The organism is Tardiphaga sp. vice304 (genome assembly GCF_007018905.1).
Taxonomy (GTDB): Bacteria; Pseudomonadota; Alphaproteobacteria; order Rhizobiales; family Xanthobacteraceae; genus Tardiphaga.
Genome location: NZ_CP041402.1, coordinates 5,775,522 through 5,788,709, shown reverse-complemented (window position 1 = coordinate 5,788,709; position 13,188 = coordinate 5,775,522). Strand labels below are relative to the sequence as shown.

12 protein-coding genes are annotated in these 13,188 nt (G+C 63.7%); 6 read left to right on the top strand and 6 right to left on the bottom strand.

The annotated features are described in order from the left end of the window. Nucleotides 1-1,227 precede the first annotated feature (1,227 nt). Nucleotides 1,228-1,506: a 30S ribosomal protein S20 gene (rpsT, locus tag FNL56_RS27505; protein ID WP_143575959.1), complete on the bottom strand. Its 279-nt coding sequence runs from the start codon at nucleotides 1,504-1,506 to the stop codon at nucleotides 1,228-1,230. A 424-nt stretch (nucleotides 1,507-1,930) separates the two neighbouring features. Here rpsT and FNL56_RS27500 point away from each other — a divergent pair, with 424 nt between their 5' ends. From FNL56_RS27500 to FNL56_RS27490, 3 genes are all read left to right on the top strand, one after another. Next, nucleotides 1,931-2,245 (top strand): hypothetical protein, encoded by a 315-nt coding sequence (locus tag FNL56_RS27500; protein ID WP_143575958.1) that lies wholly within the window; start codon nucleotides 1,931-1,933, stop codon nucleotides 2,243-2,245. A gap of 82 nt (nucleotides 2,246-2,327) precedes the next feature. Beyond that, nucleotides 2,328-2,984 (top strand): peptide-methionine (S)-S-oxide reductase MsrA, encoded by a 657-nt coding sequence (msrA, locus tag FNL56_RS27495; RefSeq protein WP_143575957.1) that lies wholly within the window; start codon nucleotides 2,328-2,330, stop codon nucleotides 2,982-2,984. Between the two features lie 207 nt (nucleotides 2,985-3,191). Further along, nucleotides 3,192-3,809: a polysaccharide biosynthesis/export family protein gene (locus FNL56_RS27490; protein WP_143576422.1), complete on the top strand. Its 618-nt coding sequence runs from the start codon at nucleotides 3,192-3,194 to the stop codon at nucleotides 3,807-3,809. A gap of 155 nt (nucleotides 3,810-3,964) precedes the next feature. On the opposite strand, the gene FNL56_RS27485 is transcribed toward FNL56_RS27490, so the two are convergent. Further along, nucleotides 3,965-4,639 carry a dienelactone hydrolase family protein gene (locus FNL56_RS27485; protein WP_143575956.1) on the bottom strand — a complete coding sequence of 225 codons (675 nt, stop codon included), beginning with the start codon at nucleotides 4,637-4,639 and terminating at the stop codon, nucleotides 3,965-3,967. 94 nt (nucleotides 4,640-4,733) lie between these two features. Then, on the bottom strand, nucleotides 4,734-5,069 hold the full coding sequence (locus tag FNL56_RS27480) for a hypothetical protein (RefSeq protein ID WP_143575955.1): 336 nt from the start codon (nucleotides 5,067-5,069) through the stop codon (nucleotides 4,734-4,736). A 204-nt stretch (nucleotides 5,070-5,273) separates the two neighbouring features. Here FNL56_RS27480 and FNL56_RS27475 point away from each other — a divergent pair, with 204 nt between their 5' ends. After that, nucleotides 5,274-6,368 (top strand): HD-GYP domain-containing protein, encoded by a 1,095-nt coding sequence (locus FNL56_RS27475; RefSeq protein WP_143582516.1) that lies wholly within the window; start codon nucleotides 5,274-5,276, stop codon nucleotides 6,366-6,368. A 9-nt stretch (nucleotides 6,369-6,377) separates the two neighbouring features. Here the strand turns inward: FNL56_RS27475 and FNL56_RS27470 are convergent, their stop codons facing one another. Next, the gene (locus FNL56_RS27470) at nucleotides 6,378-7,964 is read right to left on the bottom strand and encodes an AMP-binding protein (protein ID WP_143575953.1); all 1,587 of its coding nucleotides are present in this window, start codon (nucleotides 7,962-7,964) and stop codon (nucleotides 6,378-6,380) included. Nucleotides 7,965-8,234: 270 nt separating this feature from the next. Next, complete coding sequence (locus FNL56_RS27465; RefSeq protein ID WP_143575952.1) at nucleotides 8,235-8,648, bottom strand: VOC family protein; 414 nt, start codon at nucleotides 8,646-8,648, stop codon at nucleotides 8,235-8,237. A 125-nt stretch (nucleotides 8,649-8,773) separates the two neighbouring features. On the opposite strand from FNL56_RS27465, the gene FNL56_RS27460 reads away from it, so the two are divergent. Beyond that, on the top strand, nucleotides 8,774-9,748 hold the full coding sequence (locus FNL56_RS27460; protein WP_143582515.1) for a Bug family tripartite tricarboxylate transporter substrate binding protein: 975 nt from the start codon (nucleotides 8,774-8,776) through the stop codon (nucleotides 9,746-9,748). Nucleotides 9,749-9,770: 22 nt separating this feature from the next. On the opposite strand, the gene FNL56_RS27455 is transcribed toward FNL56_RS27460, so the two are convergent. Next, entirely contained in the window at nucleotides 9,771-10,448 is a 678-nt protein-coding gene (locus FNL56_RS27455) for a spermidine synthase (protein WP_143575950.1), read from the bottom strand. Nucleotides 10,449-10,827: 379 nt separating this feature from the next. On the opposite strand from FNL56_RS27455, the gene FNL56_RS27450 reads away from it, so the two are divergent. Beyond that, nucleotides 10,828-13,185, top strand: a complete 2,358-nt coding sequence (locus tag FNL56_RS27450) for an Orn/Lys/Arg decarboxylase N-terminal domain-containing protein (protein ID WP_143575949.1) — start codon at nucleotides 10,828-10,830, stop codon at nucleotides 13,183-13,185. Nucleotides 13,186-13,188: the final 3 nt, after the last annotated feature.

Here is a 13,188-nt window from a genome sequence, read left to right as displayed (position 1 = left end):
TGTCTAGTAACTCTTCCGATGAACTGAGAATGGCCTGAATGTGCCGAATGCTGATACGCGCAATTGCTTATGCGCGGCGCGACCTCCGGCGAAACTCGAAATCCGGGCACAGGCCAGCCGTTCGGCGAAACGCCGCTGCCGGTCAGTGCTGGTGGATCAGAGTCTGGCGAGGTCAGCGCGTACTCGACGGCCGGTCGGGAGAGCGGGCGGGTGGTCGTGCAGGCTGGCTTGCCGCACCAACGGCTGCGGCCAAAGATGATGCATGATGAAATGTGGTGGTGGTTGTCGTGAGCATAAAGCCTCCCCCACTCGCTGCGGTCGCCCGCAGCAAGCTGTCATCTCAGAAGTGTTCAAATTCAATCCGCCACACTCTCGCGGCGAAAGCCGCTCAGCGTCGCATGCCCGTCTTGTTGCCCGCTCGTCTGCCCTCGTGATCCCATCGCTTCCGGCTTGCATGTCGCTGGGGGCTGCATCGCTTCCTCCTTTGTAAGGCGACCGACAGGCGGCCACCGACAGAGAAATTTCGAGACAGAACAACCGTTCTCATATTGCTATGAGTTGCAACATTCAAAGCTTGGAAAGCGTCGCTAACCTGCAAACCGTCGCTGATCTGCACGTCCGCCCGGGTTCCTAAATCGCACTGATCTGAAGAACCGGAGGGCGCCGCGAACGATTACAGAAATACACCAAGGCTCGGTTCTCGCAACGGAATGATTCTTCGCGGGCGGTTCAAAAAAATACTTGGCCACTCACAGGGCCAATGTTCGCTATCGTGCTTAGACGGCAAGGTTTTGAATCGACGCGCTGAATCGAAATGTGATGGTGCTGTTGCACATTCGCGGCGACAAAAAATTAATTCATAAATCGTTTACGTTTGCCGGCGCGCGCCGTGCGTTTTCAAAGTGCTTGGTCTCGCTATGCCGATAAGTGATTAGACGCGCGCGTTTTTTTCTGTGCGCTCCGTCAGGGTAACTCTGGACACCGGACTCGCAATCGAGATGCGAAGCTGTTGCTATTTTCGAATCACGCGCGGGTGGGGATAAACGGCAGTTGACGCTATTATTGTAGTGCAATGCGCGTTCGCGGATTACGCGTACAAAGTTGTCTGATGCGCAGTGCCGATCGCGAAAACAGTCTGTGTTACGTCATCAAAACCTCTCGGTTCATCAGCGCACAAAAAAGCCCGGCGTAAAGCCGGGCTTTTTAGAACTGGATTTGGACGGTCGCTTACTGCGCGGCAGTCTGGCCGAGCTTGGCGATCTGATGCACGAGGCGCGACACCTTGCGGCTCGCCAGATTCTTGTGAACGATGTTGCGCTGCGCGGCCTTCATCAGTTCCGGCTCCGCCTTCTTCATCGCCTGCAGCGCCGCTTCCTTGTCGCCGCTCTTGATGGCTTCCTCGACGACGCGGATCGAACCGCGCATCTGGGTACGGCGCGACTTGTTGACGATGGTGCGGCGGGCAATCTTGCGCGTCGCCTTCTTGGCGGAGGTCGTGTTGGCCATATCTCGTTATCCTTCAGCAGCGACCCGCACAGGGGTGCCGGGCTCATTGACGTCTGCCGATCGCGGCCGACGCTGGTTTAATTCCGGGGTGTTCCTGAAAATGCCATCCCCGGAGTAAAACTCTCAGGACACGCCGCTCAAAGAACAGCGGCGGCAGGATTGCGCCCACCGCCATTGGCGCTCCTTATAGAGCGGCGGATTTCCACCGTCAACGCTTTCGGGGGTTTTAGCTGTCGTTCCGGGGGGCGGGCGGCGGTAGGCGGACGCAAACCCGGAACCCTCATATGTTTTTCGCAAAACATTTCGGGGGTCCGGGTTCGCTCGAGCTGGCGCTCTCGCGCCCCCGAATGACAGCTCCTTGGCAGCCAAGGTTGAATTCCCCCCGGCGGCCCGGTATTGCCGGGGTTACATTTGAGGAAACCATATGATCCGCGGATTTTTCCGCCTGATAGGGCTGTTGCTGCTGGCCGGCGGGTTCATCTTCGTCGTCTATGACGGGGCGCGGTCGATCGCCGACCAGGCGCTGCGGCTGACCCGGCTGGGCGAGTTCTGGAATGATGTTCACCAGTCCAGCCAGCGCTCGTTCCAGGCGATGGTCGAGGACGCCTCCCCCGCGCTGTGGAACCTGGCCAGGATGGTTCTCAACCAGCCGGCCTGGGCGGTGATGGGCGTGCTCGGCATCGTGTTGCTGTTGCTGTTCCGGGCGCGCAAGCCGCTGATCGGCTATTCGCGCAATTGAACGGGGCATAATGCCCCTGCCGTTTCGGCCATCGACACCTATATGAGGGACTGAATTCAGTTCGCCCAAACGGGAGATGACCATGCTGTTCATGCGCAAGACCACCGCTCTGCCTACCGCCGCCGAAGCGCTGCCTGGGCGCGATGCGCCGATCCCGACCGCGAGCCGCCATTATGTCAACGGCGCGCCGATCCAGCCGCCCTACCCGGAAGGTCTGGAGCAGGCGGTATTCGGGCTCGGCTGCTTCTGGGGCGCGGAGCGCAAGTTCTGGGAACTCGGCGACGGCGTCTATACGACCGCGGTCGGCTATGCCGGCGGCCACACGCCAAACCCGACCTATGACGAAGCCTGTTCGGGCCGCACCGGCCATACCGAGGCGGTACTGGTGGTGTTCGACCCGAAGAAGATTTCCTACGAGCAGTTGCTGAAGGTGTTCTGGGAAAGCCATAATCCGACCCAAGGCATGCGCCAGGGCAACGACGTCGGCACGCAATATCGCTCGGCGATCTATACGTTCAGCGACGCACAGGCGAAGGCGGTCGAGGCGTCGAAGGCGGTGTATCAGAAGGCGCTGTCCGCCAAGGGCGTCGGCACCATCACCACCGAGATCGCGCCAGCCGGCCCGTTCTATTTTGCCGAAGATTATCACCAGCAATATCTGGCGAAGAATCCGAACGGCTATTGCGGCCTCGGCGGCACCGGCGTGTCGTGCCCGATCGGCGTCGCCGTCTCCGCCTGATCGCTGCGTTTCAGAGAATGTTGATGCCCGCTTCCGCTACCGGAAGCGGGCATTTGCGTGCGGTACCGAGCTACTCGAAAACGGAATTTTAACCATAACGGGTCACAACTGGAACTGTCTCTGAGAGGGATATGTCCAGTGTCAGGTGTCCGCGTGTTTCGATTGTTGACCACGGCTGCAACAGCCGCCCTGGTGCTGTCCGGCTGCATGCAGCGGCAGGGTCCGGTAGCGGCGCTGCCGCGCAACGATCTCGATGCGCTGGCCTATGGCCAGCCCGCTTATGGCCCGGCGATCGTATCCCCTTCGCGTAGCGTTGCCGTTCCGGTTCGCTACGCCGCGCCGGCACCGGTGCTCTCCAGCCATGACGCCGCCTACCGGCTCGACGCCGGCGACAGGCTTCGCGTCGTGGTCTACGGCCAGGAAGGACTCACCAATTCCTACGCAATCGATGCCGGCGGTTCGATCACCATGCCGCTGATCGGCGCGGTGCGTGCCCGCGGCCTGACGCCGGCGGCACTCGCCGGCAGCATCACGGCGCGGCTGCGCAACGGCTTCATCCGCGAGCCCTCGGTGGCGGTGGAGATCGAGGCCTACCGGCCGTTCTTCATTCTCGGCGAGGTCGCAGCCCCCGGTCAGTATCCTTACGTGCCCAATATGAGCGTCGAGGCCGCGGTGGCGATTGCCGGTGGCTTTCTGCCGCGCGCCCGTCGCGACGAGGTCATGCTGTCGCATACGACCGAGCAGGGCATCGTTCGCGCCGCGGTGCCGCTCGGCACGCCGATCGATCCCGGCGACACCATCCAGATCGGCGAGCGCTGGTTCTAGGGTTTGTCGTTCCGGTGCGCAGGCGGCGATAGCCGAACGCGAACCTGGAACCTTGAGATGTTCATCGTCCCATGTCGAGATTACCCGCCACTCCAAGTGGAGTGGCTGAGGTTCGCTCGTGCTGGTGCGCTCGCGCCCCGGAACGACAGTTTTGATTACTTCACCAGATGCTTGGCAAAGAACGCCAGGCTGCGCTGCCGGGCGACAGCGGCACTGGCCTGGTCGTAGCTGGCGCGCTCGTCGCAGCCGAAGCCGTGCTGGGCGCCGTCATAGACGAACACTTCCACCTCCGGACGTTTGGCGCGAATGGTCTCGACATCGGCCAGCGGAATGCCGTGGTCCTGCTCGCCGAAATGCAGTTGCGTCGGCACGGTCGGCTTGTCGTCGGCAAATTTGACGATGGCACCACCGTAATAGCCGATCGCCGCCGACAGGCCGGTCAGCCTGGTCGCTGCGGCGTAGGCGACGCTGCCGCCGAGGCAGAAGCCGATGATACCGACCGGCCCGACATCTTTCACGGAGTCGATAGCCGCCTGGGTGTCGCGCAGCATCGCGGCCCAGTCCGGACTGGCGACGAATTTCCGTGCGATCGCGACTTCCCCGGGCGAATAGCCGGACTGGAAGTTGCGTTCGATGCGGTCGAAGATCGCGGGCGCGACCGCGACATAACCTTGTTCGGCAAAACGGTCGCATATGGTGCGGATGTGATGGTTGACGCCGAAAATTTCCTGGATCACGACCACCGCGCCCTTCGGCGTGCCATTGGGCGTGGTGCGATAGGCACCGAGTTCGAACTGGTCCGAGGCGGTCAGCGTTACGTCTTGTCCCACGGGTCATCCATTCGTTGTTGTTTCGGCGAAGCAACGCTTGATGCGGTAATCGCCTGCGCGGCGCAAGACGACAGCAAGCAACATCGTGTGACGGCTACTGCCACATCCAGTTGCGGCCCAAGTCGCCCTTCCAGCCGGTGAGGCGCCCGTGGCGAAACTGCAGGTACAGCCGGTCGCGGCGATCGAAGAAGCCGCTACCGCCGATCGTGCGGATCGCCAGATAGATCTCGTTGTCGCGGCGACCGCTGACAAAGGTCAGCGGCACGCCGAGCGCGCGGGCGACCGTGTCGGCCGGCATGCCGAACGCCAGCGGCGCGGTATTCGACAGCGTCGCGGTAAACGGCCGCTCCGGCTGCGGCAAGAGCTGCGCGGTGGCTGCAACGGCCGAAAGCGGGCCGGCCAGCGCCAGGATGAGCAAGGTCTTCAGCATGGCGCGATTGTTTTCCGGATCGGGCGGCGGCGCAAGCGGCGATTTGAATCAAAGCCGGCAGATCACCGCAACACAACGTTCAGCACCGGTTTCGATGCCAATTGGTCATCCGTCGTTAACGATACAATTTAAGGTTCGGACATGTAGTCCTGAGGTAGATTTGTTCCCGTTGCAGCGGAAGCTTGCCGCAATGATCGAGGGCCTATGACCGCTACCGCTTTATCATCGTCGCCGCGCCGCCAGCTGCTGCTGGCATCCGACCGCAGCGATCGCAGCTTCGAGTTGGCCGAGATCCTGAACAGGGTCGGCGAGGTCGAGATCATCGCGACCTCCGAGATTCCGGAAACGCCCGGCGAGGCGTCCGGCATCATTGTCGATATCAATCTGCGCTCCGCCGAAACCGTGCAGCGCGTCCGCAATAAATTGCGCGCGTCGGCCTATGAGGGAGTGCCGCGGCTGTTCGTGCTGGCCGACTCGCTGCATCACGGTGCCATGCAGGCCTGGGCGCTGGGCGCCACCGACACCATCGCGCGGCCGTTCGATGCCAGGGGCGTGCTGCAACGAATCCGCGCCGCCTTCCCGGATCCGTATGACGAGGACTTCTCCGCCAGCGGCAAGGCGCTGACGCGCGGCGTCGAGGCGGCGCACGCGGTGATGGTGAAGATTTTCGAGAAGCTGCCGGCGGGCGAACCGTTGACGTTCAACGACGTGATGCAGGCGGAAAACGTCATCCTGAAGGCCATCAAGCGCTCGTCTCTGCGCGACTGGCTGGCCACCGTCGGTCGCCATCACAACAACAGCTACCGGCACTGCCTGTTCGTGACCGGCTTTGCGGTGGCTTTCGCCCAGCATCTCGGCCTGCGCGATGAAGACCAGCGCCGGCTGACCCGCGCAGCCCTGGTGCACGACGTCGGCAAGGCGTTCACGCCGGTGGCGATTCTCGACAAGCCGGGCAAACTGACCGATGCCGAGATGGGCGAAATTCGCAAGCATCCGCGGCAGGGTTTCGAGGCGCTGATCGCGCAGGGCAGTTTTCCGCGCGAGATGCTCGACGTCGTGTTGCACCACCACGAATTTCTCGACGGCACCGGCTATCCCGACGGGCTGAAGGGCGACGAGATCAGCGACATCGTTCGCCTGATGAGCATTGTCGATATCCATGCCGCCCTGGTGGAGCGGCGCGCCTACCGTATGCCGTTCACCCACGCCAAGGCGTTCGAGATGATGGAGCAGATGGGCGACAAGCTCGACCAGCAATTGCTGCAGGCGTTCCGCCCGGTCGCGCTGGGATCGTACTGACCGAGCGGGTTACGCCAGCAGCTTGCGCAACTCTGCTTTCGCCACCTTCTCGAGTGTCGAGCGCGGCATCTCGTCGACGAAGCGGATCTCGCGCGGCACCTTGAAATCGGCGAGTCCGTGCCGGCAGGCGGCCATGACGCTGTCGTGCAGCGCGTCGGTCGCCTGCGCGGCGCCGGCCTGCGGGATGATGAACACCACCGGCACCTCGTCCAGCATCGGATGCTTCTTGCCGACCACCGCGGCCTCGCGCACGCCGGGCACGGCCACCACGATTTGCTCGATCTCCGACGCCGCGACGTTCTCGCCGCCGACCCGCAGCATGTCCTTGACGCGATCGCCGAACCTGATGAAGCCGTGCTCGAGCAGCGTGACGCGGTCCCCGGTGATGAAGTAGCCGTGCTGGTCGAAGCTCTCGGCCGTCGCCTCCTCGTTGTGCAGATACTCCTTGAACAGCGACAGGCCGGGCACGCCCAGGATCGACAGGTTACCGGTCTCGCCGGCCCGCGTCGGCGTGCCGTCGTCGTTGGTAACGCAGAGACGATATTCGGCGGCGGGCCGGCCGATCGCCATCGGCGTGTTGGGCTGGTCGACCTCGCCGATGATGCCGTGGCTGATCGTCTCGGTCATGCCCCACCAGCCGATGATCGGGATGCCGAAGCTGCGGAACGCCGGCGGATCGCCGAAGGCGGTCCCCCACATCCGGAAGGCGTGCTTCGTGGGTACCGGATGTTCGAGCAGCGCCTTCATGCAGAAGCCGATGGTCGAAAGCCAGGTGGCGTGATGCAATGTCGCGACGTCCCAGAACCGGCGGGCCGAGAAGCGCGGCTGCAGCACGCAGCTGCCGCCGACCCACAGCGTCGCCAGCACGGAATAGGCGAGCGCATTGGTGTGGAACAGCGGCAGATAGGCCATGTGGACGTCGGCCTGGTGCAAGTCCTGATGCGCCGCATTGACCTTGCCGCCCCATAGCGCGTTGGCGTGCGTCCACAACACCGCCTTCGGCCGTGACGTGGTGCCAGACGTGTATTGTACGCTGCAGGGGGCTTCCGGATCGGTGGCGCGTCGCGGCCGGTCGGCGCTGTCGGCAAACAGGGCCTCGAAACGTTCGGCCCAGGCGGGCAGGTCGATTGCCGCCGGCTCGGCGCCGGCATTGTGCGACGTCACCGCGATCCAGCGCAGGTCCTTGCAATTGGCGGCGACCGCTGCGGCATAGGACGGTTGCGTGATGGCGGCCACCGCGCCGCAGTGCCCGGCGAAGTAGTCTAGTTCGGCGGCGGCGGAGCGGGTGTTGGTGGTGACCGCGATGGCACCGAGCTCGACACAGGCGAACCAGGCGAGCATCGATTCGATGCAATTGTCGAGATGGATCAGGATGAACTCGCCGGGCCTGACGCCGCGCTTCGTGAGGCCCGCGGCAAGTGCGCCGACGCGGTCATGAAACTCGCCGTAGCTCCAGGGCCGGGCCGGGGCATCGAACGGCGCCCAGATCAGAAACGGATGGTCGCGCCGGGTCTCGGCGCGCATTCGCAGCAGCCACGGCACGTCCATGCCGGCAAACGGGCTGACGACGCCCGATGGCGATGTCGGATGGGGCATGCTTCCTCCGCTGGAAGTCCGCGATGCTCCGCTGTTGCGCGGCACGGCTTTGTTTTTCTTAGGTGCCGTTGTGCCACCCGGAGAAGCGAGGCGCAACGCGCTTTCGATACCGCCACGTCCATGCTCGCCGTACGCACCGGCCCCACCTCGTCATTGCGAGGAGCGAAGCGACGCGGCAATCCAGAAAGCCGCACGCGAAGACGGGATTGCTTCGTCGCAATGATGGGGAGGGGCCGCATTTCGCGATGAGAGCGAGCGTGATGTCCAATATCAGCCCATTTCGTACGACGAAATTTCCACCAGGCTGCCGTCCGGATCGCGGCAATAGACCGAGCGCAGCACGCCCTGCGCGCCCTGCTTGGCGACGGGGCCTTCCTCCACGGCGACGCCGCAGGCGGCGAGATGCGCGACCACCTCGTCCGGCGAGGCTGCCGTGAGAAAGCACAGGTCGTCGCTGCCGGCCGTCTGATGGTCCGCGGTGAACCATTCGAGCTTGTCGGCATCGACAGGTCGCAGATTGATCTTCTGCGCGCCGAAACTCAGCGATGTGCGCGGCGCCTTGCCGTGCCCGGGATCGAAAACCTTGACCGCCATGCCGAGCACTTGCCGGTACCACGCGGCGGAACGGACGACGTCGGTGACATTGAGCACCAGATGATCGAGCGCGGTGACGGTGACGGGCATGGGAGATCCTTTGACTGCGGGGCTGCGCCGCACTGGTCGATAGTTGAATTGCTTGGTACAAGCGAGCGTTGTCAATTCAACACAGGCTGACCGCGCGACAAGTCGCGGCAGCAGGGAGAACGCACATGGTGTCACGTTGTGCCGCGATCGGCTGGATCGCGCTGGGCTTTTCTGCATTCACCTGTATCGGAAGCGCGTCTGCGCAGGACTATCCAACCCGGCCCGTGCGCTTTGTCGTAGCCTATCCTCCCGGCGGCGCTACCGACATTCTGGCCCGGCTGATCGGGCAGAAACTCTCCGAACGTACCGGACAGACATTTGTCATCGAGAACAAGCCGGGCGCCGGCAACAATATCGGCACCGAATCCGTTGTGAATGCGGAGCCCGACGGCTACACGATCCTGCTGGTCAATCCGGCGAACTACATCAACGCCACTTTGTACAGCAAGCTCAGCTTCAACTTCCTGCGCGACATCGCGCCGGTGGCGGCGTTCCACCGCACCGCCAATGTGATGACCGTCAACAAGGACATCACGGCAAAGACCATTCCGGAATTCATCGCCTATGTGAAGGCCAATCCCGGCAAGGTGAACATGGCGTCGTCCGGCAACGGCACCTCCGTGCATCTGTCCGGCGAAATGTTCATGATGATGACCGGCGCCAAGATGCAGCACGTTCCTTATCGCGGCGCGGCGCTGGCGATCACCGATATGCTGGGCGGCCAGGTGCAGGTGATCTTCGACAACATGCCGTCGATCATCCAGCACGTCCGCTCGGGCAGCCTGCGGGCGCTGGCGGTGACCACCGCGGAGAAATCGCCGTTGCTGCCCGATGTGCCGACAATTGCCGAGAGCGTGCCGGGCTATGAAGCCAGTGCCCTGTTCGGTATGGGCGCGCCGAAGAAGACGCCGCAGGAAATCATCGCCAAGCTCAACGCTCACGTCAACGCGGTGCTGGCTGATCCGGCTGTCAAGGCGAAGCTGATTGATCTCGGCGGCGAACCGCTGATCGGACCGCCGGACGCGTTCGGCAAGATGGTCACCGCCGAAACCGAGAAGTGGGAGAAAGTCGTCAAGGCCGCCGGTTTGAAGGTGGAGTAAACCGAGCGCGGCTGGCAGCAGATTACGCCGCCGGCCGCGTCGCCAGCCAGATCACATGGCGGGCGCCGCCGCGGCTGCCGGTGGCGCGGACCTTGATCTCTTCGGTGGCAAAGCCGGCCTTCTTCAGCCGCCTGGTGAATTTGTCATTGGGGAATGACGACCACACCGCCAGAATGCCGCCGGGGCGCAGCGCCGCCCAGGCCGCTTGCAGGCCTTTGAGGTCATACAACGCATCGTTGGATTTGCGGGTCAGGCCTTCCGGGCCGTTGTCGACGTCGAGCAGGATCGCATCATAGCCGCGGCCTTCGGCGACCGCCTGCACCACGTCGGCTTCGCGGATCTCGACGCGCGGATCGGTCAGGCAGTCGCCGGTCATCTCCGCCATCGGCCCGCGCGCCCAGGCGATGATCGCCGGCACCAGCTCGACCACGGTCACCTCCGCCTGCGGTCCCAGCACCTTCAGCGCGGCGCGCAGCGTGAATCCCATGCCGAGCCCGCCGATCAGCAGCCTTGGCGCGGCCAGCGCCTTGAGGCGGAAGCAGGTCAGCGTCGCCAGCGCTTCTTCGGAGCCGAATAGCCGGCTGCTCATCAGCTCGTTCTGGCCGAGCTTGATGGTAAATTCATTGCCGCGCTGCATCAGCCGAAGCTGCACGCCGCCGCCGGGCACGTCTGCCGTGTCGAGGAGTTTCCAGGGAAGCACGGGGGTCTTTCGGAGCTGTGCGGCGCGATTCGCCGCGGCCTGCCTGCATAGCGCAAATGTCAGCCGGGTGTCTCGCGGATCACCGCGCCGCCTGGCGATGCCGATGCGTTCGGTGGTTTCGTGGAGAGGCAACGGATACGCCAGTTCCGCGTTCCGCCGCTTGCCGATCGCCTTTGCCTTCGCGCGATAGCTGAGTTACGGGTGCACGCGCTTCATTTGGTCCTTGCCGCCTCCGCCCGGCAGGGCGATGACTGCATGGCGTCGTTGACGTCCCAGAGATTCGAAAGACATCCCCGCCTTGGGTATCTGCGGACGATCCCGTCACCGGATCGTCATCCAACGCAGCGAGACATCGTACGGAAAGACAACGGGTGCCCCCATGGACTATTTCAAGCGCTTCAACTTCCTGTTCGCGATGCCGACGTTCGACGCCGACGATCTCGAGGGCGTCCGCCTGAACCAGATCGTCGCGGAAATCGAGCATTCCGGCTTCGAGGTCGTCAAGGCGCGCAAGCTGGAGGACGCCGCGATCGCGGTGCAGACCGACGCCGCGATCGGCTGCATGGTGGTGGACTGGGGTAAGAAGGGGCTGGAGGGCAAGACGGCCGCGCTGATCAATCTGATGCGCAGCCGCGGCCTCGACTTCCCGATCATCCTGCTGATCCGCCGCAAGCGCTTCGAGGACGTGCCGGTCGAGGTGCTCGACTTCATCGACGGCTACATCTTCCTGTCGGAGGAAACCCCGCCCTTCATCGCCAAGAACCTGGTCAGCCGGCTCAAGCAATATGCCGAGACGCTGAAGACGCCATTCTTCGGCGCGCTGGTGGATTATGCCGAGGAAGGCAACCAGCTATGGACCTGCCCGGGCCACAATGGCGGCGTGTTCTACAGCCGCAGCCCGATCGGCCGGGTGTTCATGGAACATCTCGGCGAAGCCGTGTTCCGCGACGACCTCGACAATTCCGTGCTCGATCTCGGCGACCTGCTGACGCATGAAGGCCCGGCGCTGCAGGCGCAGAAGGAAGCCGCGCAGATTTTCGGCGCGGAGAAGACCTATTTTGTCCTCAACGGCACCTCGACCTCCAACAAGGTGGCGCTGTCGGCGCTGGTGACCGACGGCGATCTCGTATTGTTCGACCGCAACAACCACAAGGCCGCGCTGCACGGCGCGCTGATGATCGCCGGTGGCGTGCCGATCTATGTGCCCGCGGTGCGCAACCCCTGGGGCCTGATCGGGCCGATGAACTGGGAGGCGCTCGAGGAAGACGCGCTGCGCGAGCGCATCCGCATCAATCCGCTGGTTACCGATCCCGAGGCCTGGAAGCGGCCGCGCCCGTTCCGCGTCGCCGTGGTCGAGCAGTGCACCTATGACGGCACGATCTACAGCGCCGAGATGATCATCGCGCGCATCGGCCATCTCTGCGACTATATCCTGTTCGACGAGGCGTGGGCCGGCTTCATGAAGTTCCACCCGCTTTACGCCGGCCGCTTCGCCATGGGGCTCGGCGATCTCGGCCCGGATTCGCCGGGCATCATCGCCACTCAGTCGACCCACAAGCAGCTCGCCTCGTTCTCGCAGGCCTCGCAGATCCACATGAAGGACCGCCACATCCGCGGCCAGAAGCGTCGCGTCGAGCATCGCCGCTTCAACGAGAGCTTCATGCAGCACGCCTCGACCTCGCCGTTCTATCCGCTGTTCGCATCATTGGACGTCGGCGCGCAGATGATGAAGGGCCGTTCCGGCGTCGTGTTGTGGGACGACACCATCCGGCTCGGCATCGAGCTGCGCAAGAAGATCCGCGCCGTGCGCCGCGAGTTCGAGGAAAAGGAAACCCGGCCGGAGCGGCGCTGGTTCTTCGAGCCGTTCGTGCCGGAGCGCGTCGAAATCCCGGATTCGGCGCACGAGGGCGGCGTGCACAACGTGCCGTGGGAAAGCGTCAGCACCGATCAACTCGCCAAGAACCCGACCTATTGGCAGTTGGCGCCGGATGCCGACTGGCACGGCTTCCCGGGCATGGCGGCGGGTTTCGCCATGACCGATCCGAACAAGCTGACGCTGCTGACGCCCGGCTTCGACCGGGCCACCGGCGGCTACACCGAACACGGCATCCCGGCGCCGGTGGTGGCGCAGTTCCTGCGCGAGAACCGCATCGTGCCGGAAAAGAACGATCTCAATTCGCTACTGTTTCTGCTGACGCCCGGCGTCGAGGCCAGCAAGGCCGGCACGCTGATTTCGGGCCTGGTCGCCTTCAAGAAGCTGCACGACGACAACGCGCTGCTGGAAGACGCGATTCCGGAATTTGCGAGACGTCGCCCGGCGCGTTATGCCGGCGTGCGGCTGCGCGACCTGTGCGGCGAGATGCACCGCTTCTTCCGCAATGCCGATGTCAGCGCCCTGCAGGCCAAGCAGTTCAAGTCCGAGCACCTGCCGGAGATCGCGATGTCGCCGCATGACGCCGCGCGCGTGCTGGTGCGCAACGATGTCGATTATCTGCCGATCGACGAGATCGCCGGCCGCATCGCCACCACGCCCTTCGTGGTCTATCCGCCGGGGATCGCCACCATCGTGCCCGGCGAGCGGCTCACCGCGCGGGCGCAGCCGATGCTGGATTATCTCAAGATGTTCCAGACCTGCTTCAACACCTTCCCCGGCTTCGACGTCGAAATCCAGGGCGTGTACCGCAAGGTCGATGCCAATGGGCTGATCCGGCTTTACACCTATGTGGTCAGCGAATAGCGA